The sequence below is a fragment of the Desulfobacterales bacterium genome (genome assembly GCA_034520365.1).
Lineage (GTDB): Bacteria > Desulfobacterota > Desulfobacteria > Desulfobacterales > Desulfosalsimonadaceae > M55B175.
Map to the genome: position 1 here is coordinate 912,650 of JAXHNP010000006.1, position 24,015 is coordinate 936,664.

23 protein-coding genes and 1 riboswitch are annotated in these 24,015 nt (G+C 51.5%); of the genes, 8 read left to right on the forward strand and 15 right to left on the reverse strand.

Going from position 1 to position 24,015, the window contains the following annotated elements:
- Positions 1–2: 2 nt before the first annotated feature.
- A complete protein-coding gene (locus U5L07_12105; GenBank protein ID MDZ7832486.1) occupies positions 3–164 on the reverse strand; it encodes a hypothetical protein in 162 nt (53 codons plus the stop codon).
- Positions 165–464: 300 nt separating this feature from the next.
- On the opposite strand from U5L07_12105, the gene U5L07_12110 reads away from it, so the two are divergent.
- The gene (locus U5L07_12110) at positions 465–1,487 is read left to right on the forward strand and encodes a hypothetical protein (protein ID MDZ7832487.1); all 1,023 of its coding nucleotides are present in this window, start codon (positions 465–467) and stop codon (positions 1,485–1,487) included.
- Positions 1,488–1,493: 6 nt separating this feature from the next.
- Here the strand turns inward: U5L07_12110 and U5L07_12115 are convergent, their stop codons facing one another.
- Both U5L07_12115 and gspC read right to left on the reverse strand, forming a co-directional pair.
- Positions 1,494–2,270, reverse strand: coding sequence for a TIGR04219 family outer membrane beta-barrel protein (locus tag U5L07_12115; GenBank protein ID MDZ7832488.1), 777 nt, complete (start codon positions 2,268–2,270; stop codon positions 1,494–1,496).
- A gap of 16 nt (positions 2,271–2,286) precedes the next feature.
- Positions 2,287–3,177 carry a type II secretion system protein GspC gene (gspC, locus tag U5L07_12120; protein MDZ7832489.1) on the reverse strand — a complete coding sequence of 297 codons (891 nt, stop codon included), beginning with the start codon at positions 3,175–3,177 and terminating at the stop codon, positions 2,287–2,289.
- A 171-nt stretch (positions 3,178–3,348) separates the two neighbouring features.
- Here gspC and U5L07_12125 point away from each other — a divergent pair, with 171 nt between their 5' ends.
- On the forward strand, positions 3,349–4,125 hold the full coding sequence (locus U5L07_12125) for a DUF1573 domain-containing protein (protein ID MDZ7832490.1): 777 nt from the start codon (positions 3,349–3,351) through the stop codon (positions 4,123–4,125).
- Here the strand turns inward: U5L07_12125 and U5L07_12130 are convergent.
- The 4 genes from U5L07_12130 to U5L07_12145 form a co-directional block, all read right to left on the reverse strand.
- Positions 4,115–4,867 (reverse strand): hypothetical protein, encoded by a 753-nt coding sequence (locus tag U5L07_12130; protein MDZ7832491.1) that lies wholly within the window; start codon positions 4,865–4,867, stop codon positions 4,115–4,117. The genes U5L07_12125 and U5L07_12130 overlap by 11 nt on opposite strands.
- Positions 4,868–4,988: 121 nt before the next feature.
- Entirely contained in the window at positions 4,989–5,729 is a 741-nt protein-coding gene (locus tag U5L07_12135; GenBank protein ID MDZ7832492.1) for a hypothetical protein, read from the reverse strand.
- Between the two features lie 540 nt (positions 5,730–6,269).
- Positions 6,270–7,187: a hypothetical protein gene (locus U5L07_12140; protein MDZ7832493.1), complete on the reverse strand. Its 918-nt coding sequence runs from the start codon at positions 7,185–7,187 to the stop codon at positions 6,270–6,272.
- A gap of 118 nt (positions 7,188–7,305) precedes the next feature.
- On the reverse strand, positions 7,306–7,539 hold the full coding sequence (locus U5L07_12145) for a hypothetical protein (GenBank protein ID MDZ7832494.1): 234 nt from the start codon (positions 7,537–7,539) through the stop codon (positions 7,306–7,308).
- A 343-nt stretch (positions 7,540–7,882) separates the two neighbouring features.
- Between U5L07_12145 and U5L07_12150 the strand changes: the two genes are divergently transcribed.
- On the forward strand, positions 7,883–9,307 hold the full coding sequence (locus tag U5L07_12150) for an NAD(P)/FAD-dependent oxidoreductase (GenBank protein MDZ7832495.1): 1,425 nt from the start codon (positions 7,883–7,885) through the stop codon (positions 9,305–9,307).
- Positions 9,308–9,323: 16 nt separating this feature from the next.
- On the opposite strand, the gene U5L07_12155 is transcribed toward U5L07_12150, so the two are convergent.
- The gene (locus U5L07_12155) at positions 9,324–9,560 is read right to left on the reverse strand and encodes a hypothetical protein (GenBank protein ID MDZ7832496.1); all 237 of its coding nucleotides are present in this window, start codon (positions 9,558–9,560) and stop codon (positions 9,324–9,326) included.
- A 442-nt stretch (positions 9,561–10,002) separates the two neighbouring features.
- Here U5L07_12155 and U5L07_12160 point away from each other — a divergent pair, with 442 nt between their 5' ends.
- The 3 genes from U5L07_12160 (at position 10,003) to U5L07_12170 (ending at position 12,788) form a co-directional block, all read left to right on the forward strand.
- Positions 10,003–11,094 carry a patatin-like phospholipase family protein gene (locus U5L07_12160; GenBank protein MDZ7832497.1) on the forward strand — a complete coding sequence of 364 codons (1,092 nt, stop codon included), beginning with the start codon at positions 10,003–10,005 and terminating at the stop codon, positions 11,092–11,094.
- Between the two features lie 35 nt (positions 11,095–11,129).
- On the forward strand, positions 11,130–11,879 hold the full coding sequence (locus U5L07_12165) for a hypothetical protein (protein MDZ7832498.1): 750 nt from the start codon (positions 11,130–11,132) through the stop codon (positions 11,877–11,879).
- Between the two features lie 181 nt (positions 11,880–12,060).
- Positions 12,061–12,156, forward strand: a riboswitch (cyclic di-GMP riboswitch).
- 221 nt (positions 12,157–12,377) lie between these two features.
- On the forward strand, positions 12,378–12,788 hold the full coding sequence (locus U5L07_12170; protein ID MDZ7832499.1) for a hypothetical protein: 411 nt from the start codon (positions 12,378–12,380) through the stop codon (positions 12,786–12,788).
- 62 nt (positions 12,789–12,850) lie between these two features.
- On the opposite strand, the gene U5L07_12175 is transcribed toward U5L07_12170, so the two are convergent.
- The gene (locus U5L07_12175) at positions 12,851–14,497 is read right to left on the reverse strand and encodes an AMP-binding protein (protein ID MDZ7832500.1); all 1,647 of its coding nucleotides are present in this window, start codon (positions 14,495–14,497) and stop codon (positions 12,851–12,853) included.
- Positions 14,498–14,997: 500 nt separating this feature from the next.
- Here U5L07_12175 and U5L07_12180 point away from each other — a divergent pair, with 500 nt between their 5' ends.
- The gene (locus tag U5L07_12180; protein MDZ7832501.1) at positions 14,998–15,330 is read left to right on the forward strand and encodes a hypothetical protein; all 333 of its coding nucleotides are present in this window, start codon (positions 14,998–15,000) and stop codon (positions 15,328–15,330) included.
- A 248-nt stretch (positions 15,331–15,578) separates the two neighbouring features.
- Here the strand turns inward: U5L07_12180 and U5L07_12185 are convergent, their stop codons facing one another.
- The 6 genes from U5L07_12185 to U5L07_12210 all read right to left on the reverse strand — a co-directional run bounded on the left by U5L07_12185 (position 15,579) and on the right by U5L07_12210 (position 22,079).
- Entirely contained in the window at positions 15,579–16,904 is a 1,326-nt protein-coding gene (locus tag U5L07_12185; GenBank protein MDZ7832502.1) for an AarF/UbiB family protein, read from the reverse strand.
- A 53-nt stretch (positions 16,905–16,957) separates the two neighbouring features.
- Entirely contained in the window at positions 16,958–18,106 is a 1,149-nt protein-coding gene (locus U5L07_12190) for an ATP-binding protein (GenBank protein MDZ7832503.1), read from the reverse strand.
- 152 nt (positions 18,107–18,258) lie between these two features.
- The gene (locus U5L07_12195; protein MDZ7832504.1) at positions 18,259–18,774 is read right to left on the reverse strand and encodes a four helix bundle protein; all 516 of its coding nucleotides are present in this window, start codon (positions 18,772–18,774) and stop codon (positions 18,259–18,261) included.
- Between the two features lie 25 nt (positions 18,775–18,799).
- Positions 18,800–19,303, reverse strand: a complete 504-nt coding sequence (locus U5L07_12200; GenBank protein MDZ7832505.1) for a four helix bundle protein — start codon at positions 19,301–19,303, stop codon at positions 18,800–18,802.
- Between the two features lie 12 nt (positions 19,304–19,315).
- Positions 19,316–20,686, reverse strand: coding sequence for an ATP-grasp domain-containing protein (locus tag U5L07_12205; GenBank protein ID MDZ7832506.1), 1,371 nt, complete (start codon positions 20,684–20,686; stop codon positions 19,316–19,318).
- Positions 20,687–20,828: 142 nt separating this feature from the next.
- Complete coding sequence (locus tag U5L07_12210) at positions 20,829–22,079, reverse strand: amidohydrolase family protein (GenBank protein MDZ7832507.1); 1,251 nt, start codon at positions 22,077–22,079, stop codon at positions 20,829–20,831.
- Between the two features lie 377 nt (positions 22,080–22,456).
- On the opposite strand from U5L07_12210, the gene U5L07_12215 reads away from it, so the two are divergent.
- A complete protein-coding gene (locus tag U5L07_12215; GenBank protein MDZ7832508.1) occupies positions 22,457–24,004 on the forward strand; it encodes an MASE3 domain-containing protein in 1,548 nt (515 codons plus the stop codon).
- Positions 24,005–24,015 lie beyond the last annotated feature (11 nt).

Sequence of the window (24,015 nt, forward strand, 5' to 3'; positions counted from 1 at the left end):
ATTCATTCTTCCACTTTATGGCAGTCGCAATACTTCTCTCCGCATTTATCGCATACATAGGTGGCCTCTACTTTGTCCACGTTTGCTTCTGTGGCGGTTCGCTGCCAGTACATATAGGATACAGCAATTGCAATGCCGATGATTACAGCAATCAGGTATTCCATTGTTTGGTGTCCTTCCTGTTTAATTTTTAGAGTTTTGTGGTAATAAGATAATCGTCGGAGGCTGTTTGGCAAGGGGCTTTTATCTTGGTACTCGCCCTCATCCTGGCCTTCTCCCAGGGGAGAAGGAAACAGAAGGAATAGGTCGTTTTATATCCCCTCATCCTGACCTTCTCCCGGGGGGCGAAGGGAACAGAAGGAGTGGGGCGTTTTATATTCCCTCATCCTGGCCTTGTCTCGGGGGGCGAAGGGAAAACTGGTGGAGTAGGGCGTTTTTTCATTGTTTTAACGAAGAGGTGAGTGATGGCGATACAATTTATCACCGAGGATAAGGTGGCCCGGTTTTTAAATCCGTTTACCAATTTTGAAGAATCCGAGGCCAAGTGCCAGCTCCGCTGGGACCCGCTGACCCATCGAAGCGGACGGCTGGCCCATTTTGTGGGGTTTAAGCCGCCGCCGGCCGATCTTTCAAAGATTATCGAGGACTCGGCGGAGAACTGTCCGTTTTGTCCGGATAAGGTGAATGCCATAACACCGAAGTTTTCTCCGGAGCAGATCCCCGAGGGGCGGCTGGAGAAGGGCGAATCCGTGGTGTTTCCGAATCTGCTGCCCTATGATGAGCACAGCGCGCTGACCGTGCTGTGCCGGGATCATTACAAGTCTCTTGAAGATTTTACCCCGATGATCCTGACGGATGCGCTAAAAAATTCCGCGGCATATCTGGACCGGGTGGTGCCCTATAAAGACGATATTTACGGCCTGATCACCTGGAACTATCTGCCCGCGGCCGGCTCCAGTCAGGTGCATCCGCATTTTCAGGTATATGCCACATCCGTGCCCGGCAATTTCCTGCAGACCGTGTTAGATGCCAGTAAGGACTATTATCAGACAAAGGCTTGCATCTATTGGGAGGACTATATAGAGGCGGAGATCAACGCCGGGGAGCGGCTGATAAAAGAGGCGGCGCACAGTGTATGGCTGACGGATTTTGTATCGCTAAGCGCCCTGACCGATATTATCGCCATATTTCCGAACCGGCAGACGGTGTTTGATCTGACCGAGACGGAGTGGGCGGAGACCGCTAAGATTCTTGATTCAGTATTAAAATACTTAGGCAGCCAGGGGGTTTACAGCCTGAATATGGCCTGGATGCCGGCGCTTTCGGGCAGGGCGGATTACTGGCTGCAGCTTCGGATTTCGCCCCGGATGTATATGGCCCCGCATGTGTGGTGCACGGAGACGCCGTCCCTGGTTTACCAGTACCAGGAGTCGTTTATGGTCTGGTCGCCGGAGGATACGGCAAAGGAGATGCGGGGCGCGGTTTAGCTGGGGTTAAAATTCAACCCCGGCTTCGAAAAAGGGGCCGGCAAAGTCCACGTCAAACTCAAGGTCCCAGTCATGGGATTCGCCGGCTTCGTAGCGGTAGCCGGCGGCAGCGAAGAAGGGGCCAATGGCATTGACCCTGGCGCGGCCGATCAGGCTGTAAAGATCGCTGTCGCTGTATGACATGCCCCTGAATTCGCCTTCCAGGGCGAATCGTTCGATGGGCCGGAAGCAGACGCCCAGATAAACCATGGGAACCAGAATGGTTTCCTGCTCGGACTCCCGGACATCGATGCCGGGAATGGTTCTCTGGATGACCGAGGCCTCGGCGTCATATATTCGGGCATTAAGGCCCAGTTCGATATTCAGGCGGTTAAGCGTGGCTGTTTCAAGGAGCGGGATATCATAGTAGAGCCCCAAGTCATACTGATCCAGCACAAGCTTTGATTGAAACCGGAAACCGGGGGTGATGACGATATCGCCGAATTCGTAGAAGTCATCGGTGACGGCGGTTTCTTCAAACTCCATGGGTGCGGCCATGAGATAGATGTTGGGGATCAGAAACGGCATGCCGATTTTTAAGCGGCCGAAGAAGCGGCTTTCATCGTCATAGTCCAGAAGCGACTCAAGATCCAGCCGGTCATCGGATTCATAGGAGAAATAGCCGCCGGGCGACTGGCGCCATCCGCCCACAGCAGCTTCGATATCTATCATGGGCATGGCAGAAAGCGGCATGGGCAGGCTAAGCAGGATGATTAAGCTGATGATCCGAATGAAATGTTTCATGGGGTGTCGATCCTTTCTATTCTACGGTATATTCAATTATTTCCGGGCGGCCTCGCCGTTTTAACTCGATGGAGAGGGTTTCTCCGGAGCGGAGCTTTTCATAAAAAGCCATGGCGTCATCCGCGGTCTTGATTTCCCGGCCGTTGATGCCGGTGACGATATCACCGGTTTTAAGGCCCATATCCCGGACAACCGAATCCCGGGCAATGTTTGAGAGTATAAATCCGGAGGCTTGCCCGTCCTGGAAATAGGGCCGGATTTTTACCTCGCTCATGAGCTGATTCAGGTTCTTTAGGGCGCTGTCTACTTCGCTGCGTTTCAGCGAAATCTTTCTGCTGGGTCCGCCCCGCAGGCGAGCGGCAGTTTCCGAAGGGGCGGGTCGTGACGACCGGGCGATGGCGCCGTTGCCGTCCTTTTCTTCGGCCAGGGTGAGTTTTTCCGTTTTACCGTTTACATCCAGCACAACCCCGCTTCGAAAGATTTCCAGGATTGTGGCCTCCTGGATGGCGTCACCCACCCGATAAAGTCCCTGGCGGTGGAGTTCTGGCTCTTCAATGACCGCCCGGGCGATCCCGGCTTTCCGGTTATCCGTGGCAACCGTGCCCCAGAGCTTTAGGTTTAAGCGGGTCTGCTCAAGCTTTTCAAGGTCAAAAGACGGCTCCGCGGATTTGGCGGCTGTTTTTTTTGTTGTATCGAAGAGGTCCCGATCCACAATGGCCTGGTAGGTGTCAAAGCGGGGGTGGTTTTCTTGCGCCGGGGCGCTGGTTTTGGGCTCTGCTGCGGTAACGCCGGCGGGCGTGGATTGGGTAATCTCCATTCTGACGAATTGATAGAAGAGTTTAACACCGAAGAAGATGGCTGCGGCGGCAAGCGCCAGGTTGGCTATTTGAAAGCTTTTTCGGATCATAAAAGATATTGGACTTTATGCGAAGCCATCCGTGCTTTATGAATTTTTAAAAATCATGCCATGATTATAGGGGTTAGTCAACTAAGACCTGAGGGACGCGATACTTGACATGAACAGGCGCTGCATATACAACATAAATTCAAACCACAAATAAAATCAGGGGGATTGAAAATGGGATCAAAGAAGCCGTTTATTTTTGTGGCAGTGTGGCTATGCCTTTTACTTGTTACTTCGCCCTTGGCCTGCAAGAAAACCGAAAATTCTGGTAATGATAGAAAAAGACCCCTTAATTTCTATGCGGGCAAGGACATTAAGCCGGAGTATTCCCGCTCCAAATTGGAGAAGGCGAACAGCGAATACGTCTTTGAGCCCGCGCTGCAGGGCGATATCGTCAAGCATGATTTTATCATCAAAAATGACGCCATGGTCCCTCTTGAGCTAAACGATGCGGAGGGCTGCTGCGGCTGCTTTGTGAAATCCTACACCCGGAAAATACCGCCGGGCGAAAGCGGAGCCATCTCAGTGCTGCTGCTCACGGATTCCCGGGGCGGTGATATAATCAACGGAACAGTTAGAGCCGAGACCAATGATCCAAACCGCCCTGAGATTACCATTGATGTTAAAATGAAGGTAAAGGAGTTTGCCGATCTCAATCCTTACCGGGTGTGGCTGAAGGGATCCGTGGATGAGAAGATTGTTGAAAAATGCATTGTTATGCCGAACGAGAATTATCCGTTTAACATTACTGATATTAAAAACCGGGCGCCGGAGGGGTGGATCGATTACAGCTACAAGGAGATCGTAAAGAACGGCCGCAAGGCCTATGAAATAACCGTCAAAAACACGAGAGAAACGCCGGGCGCCTACCAGGATGTGCTCTTTGTCCAGACCGACCACAGCGCCCGGCCGGAGTTTAAAATTCGGGTGGAAGGACGGATTACCGAGTAAGGCCGGGTTTGCCCAAGTCTGCGGGCAGCTCCCGTTGGGTTGCCTGAGAGGCGGCAAGCTGGCCCGCATCCTTCTGGTAAAGGTTTAGGCTCACTTTTTGGCCGCTGATGGTCATCATGGCCAGTACATCGTCGTTGATGAACTTGACCACGTTGTAGATGGTTTTTCCGTAATAGTCGACCTCGTTGACGAACTCTTTATGCTCTGCATCGTATTTGTAGGATCTGGGTGTTTCAAAGAAGCTGTATTTCCTGGCTGTGGCCGGACCCGGGTTAAACACCAGGCCGCCGTCCTCATTTTTTTCAAGGGTAAAGCCGTTTTCCTCCCTTTTCCAGTCATCCACGCTGCTCCAGCCGTCCCCCCAGAACTGCCGAACGTCCTTGTTGCCGGTTTGCACGATTTCATCTAACAGCGGAATCTGGTCCACCGATTCGATCTGTTTTTCATAAACCTGTTCTTTGATGTCTTCGATGTATTTGGGGTAATCCTTTTCCGCTTCAGCCGGTTTCTCTATGGGGCGTTTTTTAAGCACGGGTTTTTCAGCCGTTTCTTTTGACGCTTTTTGGATTGGCCGTGTCCTCGGTAAATGTTTGGGTGCGTCTGTTTTCTGCGGACTGCGCCTGGCCACCGCGTCATAGGCGGTCTTGTCCACCGGCTCAATACCATACCAGAAAAATAAAACCCCGCCGACAAACAGCATGATTAATAAAATATATCCGGAGAGTTTGAGATATTTTCGCATATGGCCCTTTGATGTCTTTTTAAATCCCCCTGCATCCTCTTTTCAAAGGAAACAATGAATACTGCCGATCAATTTGTTAGAAAAAGCAAGCGGCAATGCTTCGGGGTTGAGGGTTGATAGTTTAGTTATAATAGTTCCGCTGGGTCATGACACCCCAAATCATGTTGGCCAGTTTTTCGGAGCCGCTGTACGTGGGGTGAATGCCATCGGATTTCAGGTCGGACGTGTAAATGTAATTTCTCGGGTCGCCCAGGGCAATTTGGAAGCCATAGTATTCGCTGCCGTAATAGGGGCCGTAGCTGGTAGAACCGGAAAATGAAGTACCGCTGCCATACAGGTTGAACAAGCCCGGATAAATATTGTCATAGGTATAGTCAATGGCTTCATTTTTCTCTTCATCGTCACCGGTGACATGATAATATCCCATCCAGACATGGTCATCCGACGGGCCGTAATACATATCCCCAATCATCGCCCACATTCTGTCGCCGATATAGTCCAGAACATCGAGGCAGCCCTGGGTCAGCGGGTCTGAGTCGCAGTCCATGCTGCCCTGCAGAATGTCGTTGGCGCCGCCGTCTGCGATGACAGTTTTCAGCGAAGATCTTCTTTCCGCGTAATTCAGCTGGTCTTCGATGGCCGCGATTTTTGCCCCGCTCACCGACCGATCCTTGTAGGATTTGCCGGAAAGATCCTGCAGCACATCATGGATGTCGCCGGACAGGTCAAAGACCGAGTCGCCGACGATCTGCACATCCCATTCATCTGCATAGGGGTTGTTAAAATCCCAGCTGCATCCGCCAACGGCGAAGGCTAATGCTGAGGCTAAGATGAGTGCCATAAATAATTTGAAAAATTTCACTTTTCTCCCCTCCTCTTTATGGTTGGATGGTTGATGGTGGGATGCCGCTTGCTTTTATCTAACCTCTTATGGCCAGGCAATCATCCGGCGTTTTGGAGGGCTGAATTGTTTGGCCGGCCATTTATTATCATCGATTTTTTTTGAAACGATTGAACGGGTTAAAAGCATAATGGCTGACGCCAATCACCTGTTTTCCGGTCGAGAAGGCGGGGGAAGGGATTTAAAGCCGTTTGAGGGCAGATCGAAGAGATTTTTTTAAACAGGTTTATTATAAATTAATATACAGGGAGGACAATTTTTGTCAACAAAAAATTGACGGCCGCGTAAAGCGTCCCATATTATTGTTGCGCTGCATTCATAGGGATTTGCGCGCCGCGATCATGAACATTTTTTTTGCGTTTAAGGGCGCTTAATTAGTTTTTCAAACTCTAGAGCGTGAGCTGTGCCTAATCCCCCTTAAAAAGGATCCCACCTGAACCCCCCCTTTGAAAAAGGCTACTGCCTGAGCCCCCCTTTGAAAAAGGGGGGATTGGGGGGATTTCACATCGGGGCTATTTTATTCACGATCCTTTGGACGGTGCGGTCGAATTCCTGGTTGAACTGCTTATTTTCTTTATCAGTAAAGGATTTAAAATCCACCAGTTCGAGATCCTTCATTACGCTAAGCATCTGGAAAACTGTTTTTTCGGCCAGTTCTTTGAACTGGGCCATTCGGCTGTCCGCATCCGTTAGGGCCCGGATGGCGGATACCCGTTCTTCAAAAATGGCATCCGGATTGTCAACCCGCTTTTTAAAGGTTTCATAGATCAGCATGAACATGGCGTCAATGCGGTTGCTTTTGATGAGGCTGGGGCGGTGGAAAAATGAAAAGTCCTCGTCCAGGGCGACGCCGCCCTTGTAGAGGTCCATAACCCGTTCAAACCAGTTGACCGTGTAGCGTTTGTAATCCTCTGTCTGCCATTTGGTTTTTTCCCAGATATGGGTACGCAGGATTTTTTGGAGATGGGATAAAAATTCCGCCCGATCCTGGAAATCATAATTTCCCAGCAAGGCACCGGCCTGAAATATGTCAAGCCCGGGTTTATTCGCCTGGGGCGAGAATTCGGCGGATAAAACCCGGATGTCTTCGCCGGGCCGGATGATAATGATTTTATAGGAAGGCTTTCCCGGGTCGATGCGCAGGATCTCTTCCGCAGAAGCCGGCGGGGTGATTTTATCCGCCACAGCCGGGGGCAGGAAGGCGGCCAGCAGATTGGGACTTAAGTCCGCCGCTTCCAGGGCCTCCTGGAATATCGGGATGTCGGCTTCTTCCATAGGCTGAATCGGGGTCAGTTTGCCGGCTTCCAGATATGGTTTAAACACATCCATAACGGATTCAAGACCGGCCTGCCAGTAGGCGCTGCGCGGGTCCTTGCCTTCGTCTATCCATTGTTTGGCTTTTTTGGGGGTGGTATCCATTGATATATTTCCTATCTGCAATCTATTTTTAGAAAAGATCAAAACAGCAGTATCAAAACAGATTCCCTATCGAATTGTCAATTTTGAATTTGCCGGGAAGCGGGCCTTGCTTAAACCCTTAGTCAGCGGACAATGAAAGTGAGCGGAAGGCAGTCTCGCCAAAAAGGCCGAGTTTTTCAACCGTGGTTTTGGTGCGCCAGTAGGCAAGCTGCGGGTTCTTCGACCAGCCGTTTTCCAGATCAAGCAATATCTTGCTGTATGCGAGGTCGATCGCAAAGGCGTACGCCAGAAGATATCCCTTGATCGGACCGGCCGGAATGTCAAAAGTGGTGCGGCTCAATTCTTTTATCATATAACATTAATATGATAAAAATGAGGCACCTTGTCAATACAGCTATCACGGGTAGTTGTTCTGGCAAACAACCCCAGAACCATGGGGTTTCTCGCATTTAAGGTCGGCACGGTGGCCGACCCTACGATGGATCGGGTTTTTCCCCATTCGTAGGGCGGGCCACCGTGCCCGCCTGAAAAACAGATAGAACAAATTTACCGTGATATAGCGAGAAGCGTCCCTTTAGGGAGTCGGTAAGAATTTAAACCTATTGATGGGCCAGAAAACATTTGACCCGGAGGTAGTAAAAAAGTAACCTGCTATAATTCATGTGAATTACTTTTCTACAGGGAGAGATGGCGCTATGGGATCTGATAAGGATTACTACCAGGTGGTGATTGCCGGGGCCGGCCCGGGCGGCGCACTGCTTGCCAGGGAACTGGCCGGGGCCGGGGTGTCGGTTGCGGTTTATGAATCCAAAACGGAAACCGGGCTGGGGCATAGCTGGTCGGATGCAGTGGAAAAATCCGCCCTGGCTGCCGCCGGTTTCGAGATTCCCGCGGCAAATCACAACAAATACGAAGGCCGCCTCGTTAAAACCGACGAATACGACGACAACCTGTTTGAGCCGCACCGTATCGCCCCGCTTGAGATCCGGTTTCCGGATGGAACCGGCAAGACCCGCAGCGGCGTGGATTTTGGCTATATTACGACCGATCGAAAAGTTCTGGGGCAACGGCTGGCTGAATACGCCGCCCAGGCGGGGGCCAAAATTTTCTACCAGCATCGGGCCGATGGGCTTTTGGGCGATACGAAAGGGCCGCTGGAAAAAATCAGGGTCAGGGGGCTTCGCGTTACGGATAAGAGCAGCGGCGTTTCCAGCAAAGTAGGTGCGGATCTGGTAGTTGATGCCACAGGATACCTTTCCTGTTTGCGGAGCGGATTGGCCGGTGCTCCGGCCTTAAACAAAGAGTTCTCCGGCGGGGATCTGGCTTATGCCTGTCGGACCGTGCGCCGGCTGGATACCCGCTGCGCGCAGACTGATGATTTGACCGACCATTATCGCTACGGGGCATACAAGGGCTATTTCTGGACCCATCTGCATAATTCGGACACTATTGACATCGGCGGCGGGGTCCGCGAGGAGCCCGGTCGCATAGATCCCATGCGCGTGGTTCGGGAAATGATTGCCGATCGGCCATCCGTCAGCGAAGAAGAACTGCGCGGGGGCGGGGGCGTCGTGCTGGTGGGAAAATCGCCCTGGACGCTTGTGGCCGGAGGGTTTGCCGCAGTAGGGGATGCGGCCGGCCAGGTGATTCCCACAACCGGCTGCGGGGTGGGCGGTGCATTGACCGGGGCCATGTTTGCCGCTGAAGTAATTAAAACCGCCATTGATAACGGGGGCTGTACCCTGAGCGCCTTGTGGCCGTATAACCGCAACTGGTTTTTTAACAGGGGCTGCCATTTTGCCGCGCTCTCTGCATTAAAAGAGATCCTTCAAAACCTCTCCCACGAGGAAATTTCCTTTTTGATGAGAAAAGATATTATGAGCGGGGAGATACTGACTCCCACCATAAACGGGGTCTTCCAAACCCCGGATCTGCCGACCATGGCAAAGACATTGATAAACGGGATCTCCCGGCCGGCGCTGCTCATGCGTTTGAACAAGGCCACAACCCTGGGCAAAAAGATTTTTAAGCATTATAAAAATTATCCGTCCCGATGGGATCCGGCTGAGTTCCAAAACTGGACACAAAAAGCGGAGTTACTGTTTTCAAAGGTTGAGTGAGTTTTTAAGGCAAGGCCTACTGGTTGCCGAAGCCGTTTAATTCGGCGCAGTCCGGGCAGATCCAGGTAATACCGTTGCAGGACATCCCCCAGACATTTTCATACATGCAGGTCTGACAGATCGCAAAGCCGCAGCGGCAGCTCCACACAAAAGGGGCGGTTTCGCCGCAGAACTGGCATTTTCTGTTTTTCATCCGGCTTCGGCGTTTTTCCCTTAGCCGGTTTATATCCGTCTTTTCATTTGAAGAGGCCATAATAAAATCAATGCTGTGTCATTCCGTTCTTTTTGGTAGTATCCCCCCCCTCGGGCCGTGCGCCCGGGATCGAGCTAAAAATAACTTTAAAGGCACTGAGGCACGGTAAATTTGTTCTATCTATTTTTCAGGCGGGCACGGTGGCCCGCCCTACGAATGGGGAAAAATCCGATTCATCGTAGGGTCGGCCACCGTGCCGACCATAAATCCTTGATTTCATTAACCTAATACCTAATACCCAAAACCTAATACCCGTGAAGTTACTTAGAAGACGGAAGATAGCTCTGTTCCCCCAAGGTGTCAAGCGGAAGGGCTTCTTAGGACTCTGTCAGGGACGCAAAAAGGGGTTGTGAATTTGGCCATTTTCGGTATGCTCATTTGGCAAAAAACGACCGGAATCAGCCATTCAACCCAATTTAATCATCGACTGAAGGCGGCTAAGATGTCTTCGTATTTATCTTTCTGGGCCGGTAAAAAAGCCTATTCAAAAATCAAGGATGCCGGCATCCGGCCCGAAGATGTCAAAATTGTTGCCGGCGCGGCCGGCGGGCCCAAGTGGCTGATTTTAAGCCGCCTGGATCGCGCCCTGTTTGCCGACTGGCTTAAGCCCCGAGAAACGCCGCTGTTTCTGATCGGCTCATCCATTGCCGCCTGGCGGTTTGCCGCCGTCTCACAGAAGGAGCCGGCTGCCGCCCTAAAACGATTCGAATCAGCCTATCTGGCGCAATCCTATGATATCAACCCGCCGCCCGCCGCCATAAGCCGGGAGCTGGATAAGATTCTTCGCCGGTTGATGGACGGGAACGGAGCGGAAGAAATCCTTTCCCACCCGTCCTTCAGGTTAAATATCATGGCCGTTCGGTGCAAGGGCCTGACCAATACGGATAAAAAGCCGCATCTAATGTCCGGACTCTTAGCGGCGGCCCTCGGCAATGCGGTGCGGCGGAAAAATTTGGGGTTGTTCTTTGAACGCACCCTTTTTTATGATCCGCGGGATCTGCCGCCGTATTTTGACATGCCGGGGTTTCCGATAAACCGGGTGCCGCTTACCAGCCAAAATATCGAACCGGCCCTTCGGGCCTCCGGCTCCATTCCGCTTTTAATGACCGGTGTCACCGATATTCCGGATGCGCCCGCCGGTATGTACCGGGACGGCGGCATCATCGACTATCATATGAATATTCCGTTTATGAACGAAGAAGACGGCATTGTCCTGTTTCCGCATTATGCCGAGCAGATCGTGCCCGGCTGGCTGGACAAAAAGGTGCCCTGGCGCAAACCGGATCTGGGATATATGGATCATGTGTTGATGGCCGCGCCCACTGCGGCGGTTTTGGATCAGCTGTCGGATGGCCGGATTCCGGATCGTAAGGATTTCGATAACTATGCCGGGCAGGATGAGACGCGCCTGGCCAAATGGCGCAAAGCCATTGAACTCAGCCGAAAAATGGCGGATGAGTTTATGGATGTGGTGGAAACAGGCAAAATCCGGGACCGCATAAAACCTATGGCCGAACTGGATGCCCGCGGATAGTGGCACAGGAAGAAAAAGGATTGATCAGTATACAGATGGCATTAAAAATTGAGGAGCAACTGGATTTAATCAAGGCATGCTTTGATTCTGAGGCGTTCGATCTGTTGGAGGTATCCGGCTCTTTCCGGGTGACATTAGGCTCCGGCCAGCATATCTATATCTTCCCGGAAACATATGATAATACCATCACCGCGCGTTTTGAAACAAAAGAGTCTGATCCGGATAAACGGGCTTCAGAAATTAATGCGGTCCGGGAGACGCTGGCATCCATACTGCCGTTTGTCGCTATTAGTGATTTTTCAAATACTCAGACGCTGGGTTCAAAACAGGTTTATACGGCCAAGCTGAATATTCCGTCTTCGCAGCCGGCTGCAAAAAACAAAAATTCCCCGGTAGGCGGAAAACAGGCGGCATACCTTCATACTTCAGAGCACTCGGATCCACCGGAGGTGGTTGAAGGTCCGCCGGAATTAAACTCATCAAGCCGCCTGGTCACCATGGATGAGTTGCAGGAACTCCTCGGGATGCTTGACCCGTATGCGCTGGAGCAAAGCCTTGACTGGATGTACATTGATGAATCAAGCCGGGTGCGCATGGCTTTGAGGCGGATATTTAAAAGTAAAACGGATAAAAAACGATTGATTCATACCCTCCAGCAGGAGGCCAGAAAGCTGCGGGCGATCGAGGATCTTGAGGAATTGGAGATTGTTAAGCAGGTGAACAGGGATATTGTGCTCCAGCCGGTTATTAATATTCTAAGACACATTGCCCTAAAAATTCATTAATGGCACAGACAGTGTAGCGGAAGTCTTTAGGCTTCCATAACTTTCGTTCATAGGAATGACAACGGCAAAACAATACGGAATAACTTGATATAGTGTTGAATCCCGTCGAAGTTTAGATGTTCCCCAACTTTTTCCGGGCAAAAGCATCTTGACATTCGGTTCCATATTGCATTTAATTACGTTGTGACAAAGTCGAACCCATCGAGAGGTGGGGGCGGAAAGTCACGGGTCTTTGATCAGTTAATTTAAATTTTGATGAGACAGCCGGGCTGCCACAAAAGGGGCACAACTCGGCTTTTTTATTACCATGCCGTTTTGCCGCAATATTCGCCCGAATGGCGGAGGATTTTGCGATCTTTTCGGAATGGATTATATCAACAAAGTCCCATCTGATACAGCGTGGAATCACCAAATTATCATCCCCGTGAAATAGTATTTCAGGATCGCCTCTTCGCCAAAAAGCGCCGAGCCGAATTAATGCACATTAAAGGAGGTTCTATGATGGAACATGTTGAAATACAGAAGGATTTTTTTAAGACCTGGCATTTGCTGCCTGCGGACTTCAGAGAGTCGCTGAGTGAAACCACGGAGCAAAGCGATGAAATGATGGATGCAACTGATCAGTTTATGGTCGCCCCATGCCCGAACTGCGGCAGCACGAATACCCGGGACTGCGGCAACGCAGCAATCGGCGATGAAACCATTGGGCTTTGTTTGAACTGCGGCTGCCTTGGATGTTTGACCTGCGGCGCTGTATTTAATGACGGAGAAACCAAATGCCCCCATTGGGCCATTTGTGAGAATTGCCCGGAACCCAAAAACGATCGGGACTATTGCGCCACCCCGCTGTGGGAGTGTGCGACCATACAGGAATGGAAGGCCAAACGCCAGCATGCGTTTGAGTTCTAAACTAACCCTTTTAAAGCCCCGGCAGGCAAATGCCGGGGCGCAGTCACAGAGCTCAAAAATGTTTAATTCATGTCATGGGTGGCAATTTCCCGGAGCTTGAATTTCTGGATTTTGCCGCTGGCGGTGGTGGGAAATTCGTCGACAAAGTAGATAAACCGCGGAATCTTGTAATAGGCGATGTTTTCCTTGCAGAAACTGCGGATATCATCTTCGCTGATGCTGCTGCCGTTTTTCACCTGGATAAAGGCGGCGACCTCCTCCCCGTATTTCTTGCTTGGCACCCCGACGACCTGGGCATCTTTGACCTGGGGATGGGTGTAAAAAAACTCTTCGATCTCTCTGGGATAAATGTTTTCTCCCCCCCGGATGATCATGTCTTTTAACCGTCCCTGGATGGTGCAGTTGCCCTCTTCATCCATGCTGGCCAAATCCCCGGTATGGAGCCATCCATCTTCGTCAATGGCTTCCGCGGTTTTTTCCGGCATCTTGTAGTAGCCTTTCATGATGTGATAGCCGCGGCTGCAAAGTTCGCCGGTCTCCCCCGGGGGAAGGGTTTCGCCGGTGGCGGTATCCGCGATTTTGACCTCCACATTGGGAAGTGCCCGGCCCACGGTTTCAGTGCGGATATTCATGGAATCATCACGCCGGGTCTGGGTGATTCCGGGTGAGCTTTCGGTTTGCCCGTAGACAATGGTCAATTCCTCAGCCCCCATTTTACTGATAACCCCGTTCATGACCTCCACCGGGCAGGTGGAGCCGGCCATCACCCCGGTTCGCAGCGCCGCGGTATCATAGGACTTTTTCTCCATTTCTTCCAGATCGGCAATGAACATGGTGGGGACCCCGTGAAGTGCGGTGCATTTAAGGGCATCCACTGCCTCCATCACCACATCCGGCTTGAAAGCGGTGATAGGCGCCATAGCTGCCCCTGAAACCGTGCAGCACATGGTGCCGATGACGCATCCGAAACAATGGAACAGGGGCACCGGAATGCAGAGGGTGTCCGCCGGGGTGAGCGCCATGATTTCCGCCATGCTCTGGGCGTTTCCAATCAGATTGCCATGGGTCAGCATAACGCCCTTGGGATAGCCGGTGGTTCCGGAGGTGTACTGCATCATAATGACATCCTCCGGCTCCAGGCTTTTGGACCTTTCTGCCAGTTCGGCATCCGAAACCTTTTGGCCGAGTTCCAGCAAGTCATTCCAGTTATACATGCCCGGGATCTTTTCTTCTCCAAGGTGCACGATATTTTTAAGGTATGGGGCTTTTTCGGCGTTTAATTCGCCCGGGGCGCAGTCCTTTATCTCCGGGCAGACCTGATGAACGATTTTGATGTACTCATCCTTTTCCCGTACGCCGTCTACAAGTATCAGCGTGTTGGCATCAGACTGGTGAAGCAGGTACTCGAGTTCAAATGCCTTGAAATTGGTGTTCACCGTCACCATCACAGCGCCCATTTTGGCGCTGCCGAACTGCGTGTAGATCCATTCCGGGACATTATTGGCCCACATGGCGATATGGTCGTACCGCTCTACGCCTAAAGCCATCAGGCCCTTGGCGACCTGGTTACAGGTTTCCTGAAATTCTTTGAATGTCTGCTGAAAGCCGTACTCATAATAGGCCAGCGCAATATGTTCGCCCAGTTCCCGGGCATTGTGGTCGACGATATCGCCGATACAGGTTTTGGTTGTGTCAAATTGCCGGGTCATTGAAATCTCCTTTTGATACGTTGATTGGTGCTTTAAATTGTTGTTGTCTCCGATGCGAAGAGAACATTTTACGCGAATGTAAACAAAGTTTAGCTAAATTTAAAGCAAAATTTTTGACGGCTTCGTAAAAAGTCCAATATCTGTGTTGCGCTGCATCCCTCGAAATTTCACGTACTCCTATGTACGCTGCATTTCTCGGGATTTGCGCGCCTTGATCTTGAACTTTTTTCTTTGCCGTCCCAGAATCGACTTTTTACGAGTTCATCAATTTTTAAGCGCGCTAAATTTTTCAAAACATATTGATTATAATAAATATTTTTGGTTGCGAGCTAAAAGGAAGGCCGGCTTGACATACCCCTCAAGCCCAGTGACTCGCCCCTGCCTGCTGTTGACTGCAGCGGATTGTGTTTTAATATAGCTGAAGGATAAATCGAGGCAATCGGCAGGTGTGAATTGATTTCTGAAAAAAGGCTGTCCTTTATAAGCCGGAGGCTTTTGGTATGGATAAAAAAATCGATTTGATTATCAATGCGATCGGTGATGCGCACCGGGAGAATATATCGGGCGATTCCCGGCATTATGTGGAAGTCGATATCGGCAGGACCGCTGAAAAGATGGGGCTTTCCGAGCTGGTGGAAAAATATCGGGGGAGCTTTGCGATTGTGCCGCTGAAGCGGCCGGTACCCGGGATGAAGGTCCGCATCGACGGGCGGACGTTCGTGAATTATAAACAGTACGAATCCGGGGTGGCGGTGCCGGGTTATGTGGCCCGGGACGGGGAATTGCCGTATCAGGCGTATACGGCCAATCACAGCATGATACTGAATTCCTGAATTGATGGCTTCCCAGAAAGCGGTTTATTCCGATTGGCCGCAGCCCCCCTTTGAAAAAGGCCATCACCTCAGCCCCCCTTTGAAAAAGGGGGGATTGGGGGGATTTATATTGGGCTTTAATGACAAATCCCCCTAAATCCACATTTTAAAAGGGGGACTTAAAGGAAACGGCCTTTTTTAAGGGCCTTTGCCAAAGCCAAAGGGGGTGAGGCTTTTAACCCCTGAACCCTAACCCCTGAACCGTGAAGTTACTCAGAAGAAGTTCCGGAATCCTGCCAGTCCATCGTATCCTCCAGGAAGTCATCCATTAGAAAATCATCCACATCAAATAAAAGGTCCGCGTAAGCGTCAAAATAGAGCACCTGCTTTAACAGCAGGGTGAATTCACGCGGAAACCGGATACCGTGGACTTCCGCGATGCGAACGATTTCAAGCAGGAAAGGATCCGGTGCGGCGGGATTGTCTGCAAAAACAAAGGGATCATCCCCGGCGGGGGCCGAGTCTGCCGCGTACAGGGCTGCCAGGTCTTCGGCCAGCTGCCCGGTGTTAACGGTCTTACCGGTCATGCCGATGGTGAGCATGGCCTCGGCCATGGATTTAAAATCCGCCACCATCATGGCCATTATCAATGAGTTGACCGCTTTCTTGGTCTTATCCGAAATCCGGCCGACAATGCCGAAGTCAATAAATCCGACCCGGTTGTCGGCTAGAATCATGATGTTTCCGGCGTGCAGGTCGGCATGAAAGATTTCACATTCGGATATGCTCTGCAGCCAGGTATTAAAAGCGGAAGAAAGGATTTTCTGCGGCTGATCGGTCGATTGAAGAAATGTCTCGCGATCGGTCATTTGAATGCCGTGGAACCGCTCCATGGTAAGAACCCGCCTGGAAGAGGCCTGGTGATAGACCCGGGGCACGACCACCATCTGATGTCCGCCGGTGGTCAGGAAGTCCTTAAATATTTTAATGTTTTCGGCCTCTTTAATAAAATCGCACTCCTCCAGCACGGTTTGACGGATCTCTGACAGAATGCCGGCAAGGGAGGCATGCCGGAGCCGGGGGACCAGGCGCTCAAGGATGCAGGCCGCATAATAAAGGAAATTGAGATCAGTGACCAAAATATCCTGAACCCCGGGTCTTTGTATTTTGATCACCACATCTTCGCCGGTGGCAAGACGAGCGGTATAGACCTGGGCAATGGAGGCGGAGGCCAGCGGCTCCGGGTCAATATGGGAAAAAACCGCCGGAATGTAATCAGCCCCCAGTTCTTTGGTCAGGATTTTCTCCATGGCCGGAAAAGGCATTGGATCGGTCTGATCCAGGCATTTCTGAAACTCCCGGACATAGGGCGCTGGAAATAAGGAAGGGGAGCTGGCGATGAGCTGGCCCAGTTTGATGTAGGTGGCCCCCATCCGTTCAAACGCCTGCCGGGCAAGCTCAGGGGTTGTCAGCCGGGGGCCCAGAATCCAGTCAAATCCGGTGCGCCCCAGCACAAAGGCCGTGTGCGTGATCCGTTTGGCGCCATTTATGCCGAGTGAGGCGGCCGGCGTCAGTTTTCTGTAGATTTGTTTCATGCCATATAAACTATTTCAGCGGAAAGTCTTGGAGCATATCTTTTAAACCGTTTTCACTGCAGGTTTGCCATGTCTTTAAAGCGCAGGGGATGCCAGGCGCGGAAACAGGTGCCTTTTTTCGAACTCGTGGTATAGGATATGCGGCCCCCCAGATAATGCTCGGTTAAGAGCTTCATGCTGTAAGTGCCAAGTCCCCGCCCTTCAGCTTTGGTGGAAAATGCGCGCTGGAAAAGCTGAAACTGGACCTTTCGGGGAATAACCCCGGGATTATGCACTTTGAACGCGATGCCCGCGTCCTGTTTTTCACAGGCAAGGGTTACCGTTTCACCTGGCTGGCAGGCCTCCAGGGCGTTTTTCGTCATGTTGCCGAGGACCCGGAAAATGAGCGTGCGATCGGTTTCAAATTCAATATCCGCGGTTTCTTCCGCGATAATGATGTTTCGGTCCCTGGCGATTTCAAAATGTTCATAGTAGGCGGCAACTTCGGAAAGAAGATGCCGGGATCGGGCGGACCGGATATTTAAGTTCAATTGCGCATTTTCAGCCGCCAAAAGCCCCTGCTGCTCTTTGATCTGTTCCATTAATTGTGTAATTCCGTTTAAAGCCTGGCTTTTAAGCTCAGCCGGGGGTGACGGCGCGGCCTGCTCGAAAACCAGTTCTTCCAGGATAATTTTCAGGGCCGAGGCCGTGTTCATCAGATCATGAAAAAAGACGCGCTCCAGCGACCGCCTTCGGGTCCGGTCGCTTATATCGGAAATTGAAAGTATGACGAATAATTCATTGTCCTGATACATGGGGCTTGCTTTTAATTCCAGATTGGCATCCTCTTTGCCGCCGGCCCGCCGGATATTGGCCTCTTTGATCGTGATTTCCCCCTGCTGGGCTTCCAGAACGGCGTTCACAGCGCCGCAGACTGCGCACGCCTCGGCGGTGCCGCATCCGCCGGCTGTTTCTGTGGCATGAACACAGTCAAGGATTTCGCCGGGCCGTTTGGCATAGAGCGCATCTATCCTTTCATAGCCGGCAAATGCGGCAAAACTGCGGTTGCAGTAGACGATCTGCCGGTTTCGGTTAAGAATGGCAACGGCATTTAACATGGATTCGCAGAGCCGGGATAAAATGGAATGATCCTGCAGCTTCTGCAATTGGCGATGGATCGCCTCGTCATCCAGCCGTTCGGCCGGGGCAAAATGGGTTGTCATCTGTGCCGCATCCATTGACATAACGGGCTGAAAATCCTTCTACAAAAAATTTAACCATACAATTTTTGGCCATTAAAGTAAATACCCAGGAATTCACTCGTCACGGCTAATTTGTTTTAATCGCAAAATCCATACCCCCGGTCCTGTTAACGCTAAAATTGGGATTCGTTTTCTTCGCTATCGGGATCGAAATCGGAATCGAAATCGGAATCGAAATCGCTATCGGGATCGAAATCGATGCTGTAGACTTCCTGCTCCTCTCGAACTTGGTATCCTCTTCCGCCGAGACGGCTGAGCATCGCGGCCATACGGTCGAGTTCATCCTTGCGGTTCCGGCTTTCCATCTTGTCCAGCGCCTTGCCGACAACCAGCACATCTTGAATCGCCGCGCACTCAAGCGCGGAGCCACGAGCGATTTCGAAATAACGCCTTCGGTCAACTTCCGCGGTCTTGCCATTACCTTCGGCGATATTGAGCGGTATCGACTGGCTGGCCCGAAGCCATTGATCCCGGGCGGGCCGATGGACTCCGTTCAGGCTGTCGGCCTTCTCGTAAACCCATGCAACGTAGCCTATTGAAAGGCGATAGACGTCCAGTTTTTCGTGTCCAAGGGTCATATTTTTTTCGATCCCGATCCCGATAGCGATTTCGATTTGGATACAGAACAAATCCATAACCACGGTGCTGTTAACGCTAAGGTTGGGATTCGTTTTCTTCGCTATCGGGATCGAAATCGGGATCGAAATCGCTATCGGGATCGAAATCGACACTGTAGACTTCCTGATCCTCTCGAACTTGGTATCCTCTTCCGCCGAGACGGCTGAGCATCGCGGCCATACGGTCGAGTTCATCCTTGCGGTTCCGGCTTTCCATCTTGTCCAGCGCCTTGCCGACAACCAGCACATCTTGAATCGCCGCGCACTCAAGCGCGGAGCCACGAGCGATTTCGAAGTAACGCCTTCGGTCGGCTTCCGCGGTCTTGCCATTACCTTCGGCGATATTGAGCGGTATCGACTGGCTGGCCAGAAGCCATTGATCCCGGGCGAACCGATGGACTCCGTTCAGGCTGTCGGCCTTCTCGTAAACCCATGCAACGTAGCCTATTGAAAGGCGATAGACGTCCAGTTTTTCGTGTCCAAGGGTCATATTTTTTTCGATCCCGATCCCGATAGCGATTTCGATTTGGATACAGAACAAATTAGCCCTGATTCACTCATCCAAAGGCGGCTGGGCGGCCAGTTCATTGCCTTCGCCCTGGGTGTGCCGGGGCGGTGTGCCGGGGAAATCCCAGATTGCGGGATCAATCATTGTTGAATCAAGGGCGGCGAATTTATAGCCGAGCATAGAGACAACATCTTCATATTTCTCCATGATTTCCTCGTGGCTGTTTCCCGGCACATCAACCACCCCGTATCGGAAACTATCCGGGTTATGCTTGAAATCCGACAGGTTAAGGCTTTCATGGATCAGATTACGGATATGGACTTCCGGATATTTAAGCCGGATCTCTTCATAGGCGCTCTGGGTCGGGGTCTGAAGGATTCTGGCATCGGAGAAATGATGCAACTCAAAATTGTAGCAGTATTTAAACCGGTTTTCATTCACCATGCTCATGTCGGGCTTTTCGCCGACTGCTACGTCGCAGAGCAGATGCAGGGGATCAAAGCCCCGGACAGCCTCGATGGTCTTGGCAAACTGAAAGGCAATCCGGCTGTTGATCTCAATGATTTTAAACGTATTGTTGGCTTCATCCGCCCGAAGTTCGACATTAAAGAAACTGTTGTCGATACCCACCGCGGGAATCAGCAGCATTAAGGCGTTTTGAATTTTTTCTTCCAGATCCGCGCTAAACTGGTGAGGAAATGCATGGTAGAAGAAGCTGTTGGTCCCGGGATAATAATAAGCCTTGGTCACGCCGAAAAAGTTGATCTCCCCGTCAAATATATAACCGTCAACAGTGACCTGGGTACCCTCGATAAAGTCCTCGCAGAGAAAACTGTTGCAGGTGGCGATATTCATTGCGTGCTGGTAAGAGGGGCGATGGGATAAGGCATCCAGATAATACTGGTTATACCGGGCGATATCAATGCTTTCCCGGGTGATATAGTTCTCGAGGGCTTGCGGATGTTCCACCTTGTGGGTGCCGAAGGAGATGTTGGACCGGGCGGGTTTAATGAAAAACGGAGTTTGCAGCCGGTCCGGATTCCGCAGATAATCCAGGGCAATGGCGTACTGCGGGGCATGCTCGGGTACCACCTGTTTTTGAATGCGGCGGCACAGATACTTGTTCTGGCAGTTGATGACCGCATCGACGGAGGCGAATCGCTTGCCGGTTTCCTGGGCGATGATGGCGGCGATGATGGCGCTTGAATCATGGGTGCCCACAATACCGTCATACATCTCCGGATTGTTGTGGATGCGCTCGATGGTTTCATCCAGATATCCCTTGACCCCGAACCGGAGAATTTTTTCAAACGTCTCCACGGTCAGATGGTATTTTGGATGATCTGCAAAGCTCTCCATCACGACATCAAAGTCGCTTGCGTCGCAGAGAAACAGTACTTTTTTTTCGTCAGTCATTGCTGAATCCTCCAAGGCTTTCTTGTATTTTAATCGCTTCTCAGGTCAGATAATTTGCACCTAAATTTAGGTTGCAACAAAAGCCGCAGGGCCGGGATACCTGATACGGGAAGGCCGAAATCAGTAGGATTAAGGTTGTTCGCTATTTCGGTCCTAAAGGCGAGGCGGGCGACCACTGATTGGTATCGACCTCCCCGCTGATGAGGGCGCCTTCCTTGAAAACCAGGTAGATGTTTTCCAGAGAGGCAATGGATTCGATATTTTCAAGGGGGTTTTCTCTAAGTACCACACAGTCGGCATATTTGTCTTTCTCCAGTGTGCCGATCTGATCCAAGAGCCCGATGCCGTCAGCTGCGGTCCGGGTAGAGGCGATAAGGGCGTCCATTTCATCCATCACCCCGTACTTGACATACTGGACCAGCTCCATGCCATTTCTGCCGTGAAAATTATAGGGGGTGCCGGCATCTGTTCCCATCATGACTTTGACCCCCATGTCAATCGCCCGATGCAGGTTTTCCCGGCGGATTTTGGCGACCTCTTCGGCTTTTTCGGACATAAATTGGGGCACTTCTTTTCTCGACCGGGCATTGAGCATCCAGAAGTTTGAACTCAACGTGGAGGTCAAAAACACGCCTTTTTCCAGCATCATCTGAAGCGCCTCCGCGTCTGCCAGGGTGCCGTGTTCAATCGTCCGCACGCCGGCGGCAACCGCATTTTTAATGCCTTTGGCGCCGTGGGCATGGGCGGCGGTGTGCTTGCCCACCTTTCTGCCTTCCTGTACCACGGCGCGGATTTCATCCTCATCCAGTTGCGGGGCGCCGGGTACACTGCCCGGGTTCATGATCGCCCCGGTGGCCATCACTTTTAACAGGTCCGCCCCCTGTTTGAGCTGCTCCCGGGCGGCCTTGCGGTTTTCATCCACCCCGTCCGCCTCATAGTAAAGGCCCTCAAAGTATTCATTGCCGGCAGAATGCATGCAGATGATTTTTCCGCTGGCAAGAATCCGGGGCCCTACAATCAGATCTTCTTCAACAGCCTTCCGCACGGCGATATCAATATAATTGGCGGAGCCGGCGTTCCTGACCGTTGTAATGCCGGCACGAATGGTATTGCCCATCTCAATTGTCGCCCGGATGGTCCGTAGTTTGTCCTCCACCAAACTTTCATGGTAGGTGTCCGCCATACCGTGCATATCCAGATGGATATGGGTGTCAATCAGGCCGGGAATGACAAATTTGCCCTCCAGATTATACACAATGGCATCCGCCGGTTGCTCAATCTGGGTTTTTGCGCCAACCGCCACAATATGCTGGTCTTTCCAGACAAGGATCGCATCTTCGATTATCCGGCCCGTCCCATCGATCAGGGTCATGCCCTTTAGAACCGTATGCATCAGGTGTTCCTGCTAATGACTGAGGTTTTATTTCAGAAATAGGTTGCCTGTTTTAAGGCAAGCTTTCCGCAAAAAGTAAAGTCATCTGAAATTAACCCATTTTGGGCCAATGTCAAGAAGGATGTTGCGCCTTGATGCCCGACAGGTGTGGTTTTTTTACTTTATTCGCAGCCATTTTACCCTCATCCCGGCCTTCTCTCAGAGGGAGAAGGCGGTGAGACCTTATTAAAAATCTACCACAATATGCTCTGATGCGCCGAAGATATGATTGACAGGGATGATGAATGGCTGTATAGGTAGCAATAATAACTCAAAGCTTGCCGCCCCAAAGGATTTCCATGCCCTGCGGGCAGCATATGCTGCCGGAGCAAGAGGCAATGACACAAAAACTTCCCAAACCTTCATTCTGGTCGTCCTACGTTTTCGGCGGTGCATTGCTGCTGGGCATCTACCTGACCAGTTTGCACTCCTACATCCTGTTTCATAGTGTGGCGGAAACCTTCAGCATCCTGGTATCCTTTTCCATCTTCCTGTTTGCACTAAACACCCTTGATTTTGTCCATGCCCGCTATTTTTTTGTTTTGGGGACGGCCTATTTATTTGTCGGTGGATTCGATTTTCTGCACATGATGACCTATCACGGGATGGGGGTTTTTGCCATTGAAGGACCTAATATTGCTACCCAGACCTGGATTATCGCCCGCTATTTGGAAAGCCTGTCGCTTCTGAGCCTGCCGTTTGTGATCAACCGGCGGATTAATCCGGTGCTTATTATCAGCCTATATTCGGTAATTTCCGTTTTCCTTTTTCTGTTGGTTTTCGTTTATCAAGTATTTCCGGATGCCTATATTGAAGGCCGGGGGTTGACGCCTTTTAAAATTGCCAGCGAATACCTGATATGCGTGATCCTTGCCGGCGCCGCGGTCATGTTCTACCGCAGGCGGCATGAACTTCACATGGTAATATACCGGCTGCTGATGGTGGCCATCGGATTTACCATTGCCCAGGAGCTGGCCTTTACCCTTTATACGGATGTATACGGGCCGGCCAACATGCTGGGGCATCTGTTTAAGATCATATCCTTCTATCTGGTCTATCGGGCGGTGCTGGCGCACGGGCTTCTCCGGCCTTACAGAAGCATTTTCAGGGAGCTCGATGCGAGCAAGGCAGCCCTGGAACAGCACAACCGGGAGCTGGAATACCGGGTCGCCGAACGGACCCGGGCCCTTGAGGCCAGCAATCGACAGTTAAAATATCTGTCCCAAAAGCTGATGAGCGCCGAAGAAGATGAACGGCGGCGTATCGCCCGGGATCTGCATGACAGCATCGGCCAGTCCTTAAGCGCCATTAAGGTGCATGTGGAGAACACCCTGAGCGACATCGGCGGCCGGCTCCAGGCGGATGATCGGATGCGCCTCAAAAACCTGGTTCCGATGATCAAAACCGCCATTACAGATGTCAAGCGTATCATCCGCAATCTCCGGCCCTCGGTTTTGGATGAATTGGGGCTTGTGGCGACCATCAACTGGATTTGCCGGGAGTTTAATGCCTTATACCCGGATGTCAAGATAGAAAAAAAACTGGAAATAGATGACCATCAGGTGCCGGATGGGGTAAAAACGCCCATTTTTCGCCTGCTGCAGGAGGCTTTGAACAATATCGGCAAACACAGCGGGGCGAGCCGCATTGAGATTGCCCTGCGCCGCCGGGATGGGCAGATATATTTTGAGATTCAGGATGACGGCTCCGGTTTTGATCCTGAGAATGCCTGTCAAAACGGTGCGCATGGCTCCGGCTTTGGCTTGACTGGCATGCGGGAGCGCACGGAGATTTGCGGGGCGTCGTTCGGGATTGAATCCAGCCCGGGGCAGGGTACGCGAATCGCCGCAAGATGGCCGCTCGATTTGGTTCAGCAAAGCAATTAGATAAATATTAT

Bases quoted from the DNA above. Each gene is read 5' to 3' on its own strand.
- U5L07_12190 (MDZ7832503.1), bottom strand. From the start codon at position 18,106: ATGACAACCCATTTTGCCCCGGCCGAACGGCTGGATGACGAGGCGATC.
- U5L07_12115 (MDZ7832488.1), bottom strand. From the start codon at position 2,270: ATGAAACATTTCATTCGGATCATCAGCTTAATCATCCTGCTTAGCCTG.
- U5L07_12170 (MDZ7832499.1), top strand. From the start codon at position 12,378: ATGATGGAACATGTTGAAATACAGAAGGATTTTTTTAAGACCTGGCAT.
- gspC (MDZ7832489.1), bottom strand. From the start codon at position 3,177: ATGATCCGAAAAAGCTTTCAAATAGCCAACCTGGCGCTTGCCGCCGCA.
- U5L07_12210 (MDZ7832507.1), bottom strand. From the start codon at position 22,079: ATGCATACGGTTCTAAAGGGCATGACCCTGATCGATGGGACGGGCCGG.
- U5L07_12205 (MDZ7832506.1), bottom strand. From the start codon at position 20,686: ATGACTGACGAAAAAAAAGTACTGTTTCTCTGCGACGCAAGCGACTTT.
- U5L07_12145 (MDZ7832494.1), bottom strand. From the start codon at position 7,539: ATGATAAAAGAATTGAGCCGCACCACTTTTGACATTCCGGCCGGTCCG.
- U5L07_12185 (MDZ7832502.1), bottom strand. From the start codon at position 16,904: ATGAAACAAATCTACAGAAAACTGACGCCGGCCGCCTCACTCGGCATA.
- U5L07_12165 (MDZ7832498.1), top strand. From the start codon at position 11,130: ATGGCATTAAAAATTGAGGAGCAACTGGATTTAATCAAGGCATGCTTT.
- U5L07_12110 (MDZ7832487.1), top strand. From the start codon at position 465: ATGGCGATACAATTTATCACCGAGGATAAGGTGGCCCGGTTTTTAAAT.
- U5L07_12130 (MDZ7832491.1), bottom strand. From the start codon at position 4,867: ATGCGAAAATATCTCAAACTCTCCGGATATATTTTATTAATCATGCTG.
- U5L07_12105 (MDZ7832486.1), bottom strand. From the start codon at position 164: ATGGAATACCTGATTGCTGTAATCATCGGCATTGCAATTGCTGTATCC.
- U5L07_12215 (MDZ7832508.1), top strand. From the start codon at position 22,457: ATGACACAAAAACTTCCCAAACCTTCATTCTGGTCGTCCTACGTTTTC.
- U5L07_12150 (MDZ7832495.1), top strand. From the start codon at position 7,883: ATGGGATCTGATAAGGATTACTACCAGGTGGTGATTGCCGGGGCCGGC.
- U5L07_12175 (MDZ7832500.1), bottom strand. From the start codon at position 14,497: ATGACCCGGCAATTTGACACAACCAAAACCTGTATCGGCGATATCGTC.
- U5L07_12155 (MDZ7832496.1), bottom strand. From the start codon at position 9,560: ATGGCCTCTTCAAATGAAAAGACGGATATAAACCGGCTAAGGGAAAAA.
- U5L07_12125 (MDZ7832490.1), top strand. From the start codon at position 3,349: ATGGGATCAAAGAAGCCGTTTATTTTTGTGGCAGTGTGGCTATGCCTT.
- U5L07_12140 (MDZ7832493.1), bottom strand. From the start codon at position 7,187: ATGGATACCACCCCCAAAAAAGCCAAACAATGGATAGACGAAGGCAAG.
- U5L07_12160 (MDZ7832497.1), top strand. From the start codon at position 10,003: ATGTCTTCGTATTTATCTTTCTGGGCCGGTAAAAAAGCCTATTCAAAA.
- U5L07_12180 (MDZ7832501.1), top strand. From the start codon at position 14,998: ATGGATAAAAAAATCGATTTGATTATCAATGCGATCGGTGATGCGCAC.